We start from the raw sequence: 6,310 nt of genomic DNA on the forward strand, positions 1-6,310 counted from the left end.
GGCATCCGACCTGGCGGCCCTGTGCAAAGGCCCGGAAACGCATGACCGCCATCGCCATTCTCCTGCTCGCGGCAGGCGCCTCGTCCCGGATGGAAGGCCGCGACAAGCTGATGGAGGATGTTGACGGCCTGCCCCTGCTTGCGCTGATGTGCCGCCGGGCGGCGCTTACCGGTCTGCCGGTGTTCGTGACCTTGCCCAGCAGCACCCATCCGCGCGCGGCTGCCATCGGCAGCGCCATCCCGGTACCCGTTCCCGGTGCGGATGAGGGCATGGCCGCCTCGATCCGCTGCGGGGTCGCGGCACTGCCGCCAGAGGCTGAGGCCGTGATGATCCTGCCCGCCGACATGCCAGAGGTTGAAACCCAGGACATGCTGCATCTCGCCGTGCATTTCCCCGGAGACGGCGGCCCGGTCCTGCGGGCGACCTCCGAGGACGGCACCCAGGGCCACCCGGTGCTGTTTCCACGCCGCTGTTTCGCCGCCTTGAAAGCCCTCAGCGGGGATCAGGGTGCCCGCAGCATCCTGACCTCCGAACCGCTGCAGATGGTGCCCCTGCCGGAAAACCATGCGCTGACCGATCTGGACACGCCCGCGGACTGGGCGGAGTGGCGCAGCCGCCGCTGATCCCTGTACTCTCCCCCTGCATATGCAGAGAAGGCAGGGCCCATGGCCCTGCCTTCCTGCGCTTTGCTCTTGTCTGCCGTTTCCCCCAAAACAGCAGCAGCATTTCTCAATGCACGAGCAGATGCGCCTCGTGTTTCCGCAAGGACCGGCGTGCCGCGGAATAGGCGGCCCGCCCCTTCTCTGACTTAAGATCCGGAAACAGCTCGAACAGTTCGTTGCGCTGTGCGTTGTCCAGCCCGCGCAAGGACTGGTCGCCCGGCTGAAAGCTCTCGGTCCAGGCGCCATCGGACAGCACCACTTCGTGCTGATCGAACATAAAGTGGATATAGGTCACCTCGGTGGTTTCCACCGCATCGACACCCGCCAGCCCGGTCAGATGCTTGGCAGCCACCAGAACCTCGCGGTCTTCGAAATACAGCGCCGTCTTGTCATTGGCGACCAGTACCCGGTGATTGGGGCTAACCATCATGTCGCGCTCCGGCAGGCCATTGCCCAAGGCGCCCTGGCGGATCAGCACCGGCTGCAGATGGGCAGCACTGCCCAGCTCCTGGCGCTGCAGCGTGCGGGTGCCAATCCAGCGGATTTCCTGAATGCCGTTGTCGCGGGTGATCACCCGGTCGCCAGCCTGCAGGTCTTCCACCCGGCGTTCCCCCTGCGGGGTCGCGATCAGCGTGCCCGGCGTGAAGCAGGGAATGATCTGCTCGATCTCGCCAAAGGTCATCGAGCCGGTCACTTCGCCGTCGCCGTCAAGAAAGTTGACGGTGCCGGAGATGCTGTTGCCATCCGCATCCACCGTGACGCCGGTCAGCTCAAACGGGCCGCTGCCGGTCAGATCCAGCGTGTCGAAATCGTCGCCGCCTGAGCCGCCATCAACCTCATCGCCGGCATCGCCGCCCAGGAAGGTATCGCGACCGGCGCCGCCGGACAGGGTATCGGCGCCCTGGCCGCCGGTAATCAGGTCGTTGCCTGCGCCGCCGCGGACGATGTCGTCGTCGATACCGGCATCAATGGTGTCATCGCCCGATCCGCCGGAAATGTCGTCGTCGTCGTCCTGGCCAAAGATCAGATCATTGCCCGAACCGCCGTCTATCGTGTCCCTGCCGTTGGTCGGGTCCGGATCCGCAGGACGGCCGTCGCTGCCGTCGTCAGTGATGTTCAGACCATCCGGCAACGCCGGGTTCAGCCCGCCATAAATGGTGTCGTTGCCGCCGCCGCCCAGCAGGCTGTCGGAACCTTCGCCGCCGATCAGAACGTCTGCATCGGAGCCGCCATGGATGGTGTCATCGTCGATGCCGCCGTCAATCACGTCCATGCCCGAACCGCCGTCGATCAGGTCCGCGTCATCCCCGGTGGAGATGGTATCATTGCCGGCGCCGCCCAGAACGGTATCCCGGTCGTCATAGGGATCGGCGTCCGCCGGAATGAAGGGAATGTCGGGGTCAGTGCCGCTGTAGCCCGGAAAGCCCCGGTCCGGCAGCGGATGACCGCTGTCCTTGGAGGTGTCGATCAGATCATCGCCATCCCCGCCGTCGACCGAGTCGGAACCGTCGCCGCCGTCGATGGTGTCATCTCCGCCGCCGCCGAAAATAGTGTCGTCGCCCTCGCCGCCGGTCAGGCTGTCGTCGCCCGGCACAACCGGAGCCTGAGGATCGGAGGAATAGTCGAAATGCGCAGTGTCGAGTGTCGTGCCGGAAATTCCAAGGTCAACGATCAGCTTGACGTCGTTGAAATCCTTGTCGCCGAGGTTTCGGCTGTCTTCAAAACCCAGCTGGACGGAACCGTCCGGGAATTCATAGACCCCCTTGGTGTGGTCCAAACCGTCGGGGTTCAGTCCCGAATTTGCGCCATAGCCGGAAGAGTAATAAGTGCCATGCGGACTGACGATGCCAACGCCGACAACCGCGCCTGCGGGCGCATCATAAAAATAGGACTCGCCGACATCCGCATTGGCATTCTGCGACAGCATCACGACATTGCTGATCTCGCCGGTTGACGGATCGATGGTGTAGGCAAAGACCTTGTTCTGGAACGCCGCATTGGTCGAGGAAATGGTGATCTTGACCGGTTCATTGGCACCGGAGACGCCATCGCCCAGGATCAGGTCATCGCCGCTGCCGCCATCAACAGTATCATCGCCCGAGCCCGCATAGATGCTGTCATTGCCGCTGCCTGCGAGGATGACATCATCATCCGGCCCTGCTGCCGGGTCGGTAGCATCGGCGTTATCAACCATGTCGCCTTCCGGATCGCCGGTGTAGCCCGCATTGATCAGGTCATCCCCCGAAGTGCCCTCGACAATTCCGTTCAAGGCCGCATTCGGCATATCGGTACTCTTCGCCATCACTCTCTCCTCACCGGTCTTGCCCCAAGACCATCGTTCGGGCCTGCCGGACAGCCGCACAGCCATGCGGAACTCCGGCGAAAAAACACCAGCCCAAGCGGAGAGAGGACCAGAACGCGCAAACGCTCTGGAGTGCACGCCGGAACAGCGTGCAGCCGAAAAGCAAAAGCTCTCAGATCAGCGGTGTGCAGACATTTTCAGCACAGGGACTCAAGCTAAATTTTAGCAGTCCGCCACAATCCAGCAGCTCGCAGAACTCGCCCCCCCAATGGGCTAAAACATGCATACGTTAGGTGCCTCCGGTCACAAAGCCGAAAAATTGCCTAAAATTCCGCCAATTGTGACCGACGGGCCGATTGAGGCTGTGCCGCCGATGCCGGATGACGCAGATTGTTTCTGATTCCGGAGGCAATCGGACGCTAAAATTGCATTTCCAGCACATATTTCCCGCATTCGTTGCTTGGCGGCGTAAATTGGTTGCCAAATTCGAAACAAGGGGAAGATTTGGCGATACCGTCGGCTTTCAGCTCCGTCCGCAAGCGGCCCCAAGGAAAATAACTTGGATTTGATTTCAATCCTCACCGTTTCCGATGTTTGTTTCTCAACGCGGCGGCAATGCCAGAGCGTTCTTTCGAATCAACCGGCCGAAACGGAGGGTCAGCGCCGCCGCGGAGAAAGTAAATAACGCTAAAGAATTTATTCAATCCACCGGCAGGCGTCCGCTGACCGGTCTTCGTTTGACGCCTCAGCATCCGCTGCAGCATGTATTTGCCGCCTTGTCAGGCCGGGCCTGAAGAAAAGGATTGCAGTCAACAATTTGGGTTATGGCGGAGAGACAGGGATTCGAACCCTGGAGACGGTTTCCCGCCTACACACTTTCCAGGCGTGCGCCTTCGACCACTCGGCCACCTCTCCGTGAGGGGGCTTTTGAAGGATCGCAGGGGGAAATGCAAGGCCCGAAATGGGAAAAAAGCACCCAGGCCCGCATTCTTTTCAGGACTCCAGATGCAGATAGACGCGGCGGTTCTGCTTGCCCTTTTTCTCCACCTTGCCAAGGCGGATTCCGCCGATTTCACCAGTGCGTTTCACATGGGTGCCGCCGCAAGGCTGCAGATCGATCTGCGCGTCCCCGGAGCCAATGCGGACAAGGCGCACCTGCCCTGCCCCGCGCGGCGGCGAGACCGACATGGTTTTCACCAGCTGCGGATTCGCGTCCAGTTCCGCACCGGTGATCCAATCCTCGGTCACCTCCAGATCGCGGTCGATCAGGGCCTGTAACCGGTCCTGCAGCGCCTGCTTGTCCTGCGGCGCCTCTGGCATGTTGAAATCGAGCCGGCCCTTATCCGCGCTGATAGAGCCGCCGGTCACCTTCAGCGGGATCACCACTGACAATAGATGCAGCGCCGTATGTATCCGCATGTGGCCGTAGCGGCGGTCCCAGTCGAGCACCTGAGTAACTTTGGCCCCTTCGGCCGGCAGCGTCCCGCCCTCCTGCGGCACCAGAACCGCCGCACCGTCTTCGCCTTTGACGGTTGTGGCAATGGTGCATTGGCCATCATCCCACAAGAGCTGGCCGCTGTCCCCCGGCTGGCCGCCTCCGGTGGCGTAGAACAGGGTGCGGTCCAGGATCAGCCCGCCCTGTTCCGTATGGCCCAGCACCATCGCTTCGCTAATCCGGGCATAGGCGTCCTTGCGGAACAGCAGGTCATTTGTCGGCATCCGTGTCTCCATCGGCATCTTGGTCGGGATTGAGCTGCAAATCTTCAAGGTCAGGCTTCGGCGGCGGCGCCGATGAGGCCGCAGCCGGGGCTTCGGCGAAGACGGTGCCGGCCGAAGGGGGCGTTTTAGCCTGGTTCAATGCCTCCGGGTTACGGATCCAGATGTCGCGCTGCATGAAGGGAATCTCGATCCCCTCTTCATCAAACCGTTTGGCGATTTCATAGTTCATGTCGGATTTCACCGACAGAACCCAGTTCACGTCCCGCAAGATGGCGCGGATCTCGAAATCAAGACTGTCGGCGCCAAACCCCTGGAACACCACCGAAGGCGCCGGGTTCAACAGCACCATCGGGTGGTCCTTGGCAACCTCTTTCAGGATCGCCTCGACCTTGCGCGGATCGGTGCCATAGGCCACGCCCACCGGCACGATCACCCGGCCAACGGTGTTGCCGCGGGTGTAGTTGGTGACGGTGCCGGAGATCAGGTCCGAGTTCGGCACGATCACATCGGTACGGTCGAAGGTCTCAATCCGGGTGGAGCGCACCGAAATGTCGCGCACATAGCCCATCAGCCCGCCGACCTCGATCCAGTCGCCCTTGGAGATCGGCCGTTCGATCAGGAGGATGATGCCGGAGACGAAGTTGGAGACGATGGTCTGGAGGCCGAAGCCGATGCCGACGGACAGCGCACCGGCAACAATCGCCAGCGACGACAGATCCAGCCCGGCCATAGAGATCGCCACCACCGCAGCCAGGAATATCCCGACATAGCCGAGGCCCGAGGTGATCGCGTTCTGGCCGCCGGGGTCGATCTTGGTCTTGGGCAGCAGCGTGTTGCGCAGGCTTCCCTGCAGCACCCGGGTCAATGCGTAACCGGTGGCAAAAATCACCGCAAAAGTCAGGAAGGCGGTGGGCGAAACCCGGGTTTCGCCGAACTGGAAGCCTTTGAGGAACTGCGACCACAGCTCTGTCAGGTCAGCGATCCGCGCACCCCAGATCAGCGCCAGTGGCGGCAGCGCCAGCAAAGCCAGCATAAAGCCGATCAGCACCGAGAACAGCGACTCGCGCGCCTCGCTGCCCTTGCCCGACAGCCAGCCGTAGACATCGCCGAAGAAGCGGTGCAGCACCAGGAGCGCCGCCAGCAGCGCCAGTGTGGTTGCAGCCGGGTAGACCAGTGCTTCGGCGGCGTTCACATAGCCAAGCGCCGCCAGCAGCGGCGAGATGAAGCCGAGCAGGTAGATCGCCCGGCGCGCGATAGAGAACACATGCCCGGCCCCGGCCGCAATGGCGCCGTCCTCGGCTTCCTCGCCCTGGGCGCTTTGCAGCTTGCGCCGCTTGGCACCGATGCGGTGCAGCCGCAGCAGCACCAGGGCCGTGGCCAGGATTAGCGGGAAGCTGAGGACCGCATGGGCGGGCTCAGAGACGTTCTCGAATTCGCCGAGCTTGACCAGCGCGTCCTGCAGCACCAGCAACACGGCCAGCACATCGACCATCAGCCTAGTGATGTTGCGACGCCCCTCCTGGACCGGGATCAGGTCATTTTCGATCTTGCTGGCAAACAGCTGGTTACCGAGCCAGTGGAACGAGAGGATCAGGAACGCCCAGCCCGGCACGAAATCGAGCAGAAA

General features: G+C 62.3%; 5 protein-coding genes and 1 tRNA gene. 2 read left to right on the plus strand and 4 right to left on the minus strand.

The window, feature by feature from the left end; all coding sequences use genetic code 11:
* Window positions 1-41: 41 nt before the first annotated feature.
* Window positions 42-623 (plus strand): nucleotidyltransferase family protein, encoded by a 582-nt coding sequence (locus VOI29_RS21640; protein ID WP_323783597.1) that lies wholly within the window; start codon window positions 42-44, stop codon window positions 621-623.
* A gap of 106 nt (window positions 624-729) precedes the next feature.
* Here the strand turns inward: VOI29_RS21640 and VOI29_RS21645 are convergent, their stop codons facing one another.
* Window positions 730-2,964, minus strand: coding sequence for a Hint domain-containing protein (locus VOI29_RS21645; RefSeq protein WP_323783589.1), 2,235 nt, complete (start codon window positions 2,962-2,964; stop codon window positions 730-732).
* Between the two features lie 590 nt (window positions 2,965-3,554).
* On the opposite strand from VOI29_RS21645, the gene VOI29_RS21650 reads away from it, so the two are divergent.
* A complete protein-coding gene (locus tag VOI29_RS21650; RefSeq protein ID WP_323783591.1) occupies window positions 3,555-3,758 on the plus strand; it encodes a hypothetical protein in 204 nt (67 codons plus the stop codon).
* A 31-nt stretch (window positions 3,759-3,789) separates the two neighbouring features.
* Here VOI29_RS21650 and VOI29_RS21655 read toward each other — a convergent pair.
* The 3 genes from VOI29_RS21655 to VOI29_RS21665 all read right to left on the minus strand — a co-directional run.
* Window positions 3,790-3,879, minus strand: a tRNA-Ser gene (locus tag VOI29_RS21655).
* Between the two features lie 78 nt (window positions 3,880-3,957).
* Window positions 3,958-4,683 (minus strand): alanyl-tRNA editing protein, encoded by a 726-nt coding sequence (locus tag VOI29_RS21660; RefSeq protein WP_323783593.1) that lies wholly within the window; start codon window positions 4,681-4,683, stop codon window positions 3,958-3,960.
* On the minus strand, window positions 4,670-6,310 hold a 1,641-nt coding region (locus VOI29_RS21665), incomplete at its 5' end, for a mechanosensitive ion channel family protein (protein WP_323783595.1). The genes VOI29_RS21665 and VOI29_RS21660, both read right to left, overlap by 14 nt.

It is taken from the genome of Leisingera sp., from assembly GCF_034669605.1.
Classification (GTDB): domain Bacteria; phylum Pseudomonadota; class Alphaproteobacteria; order Rhodobacterales; family Rhodobacteraceae; genus Leisingera.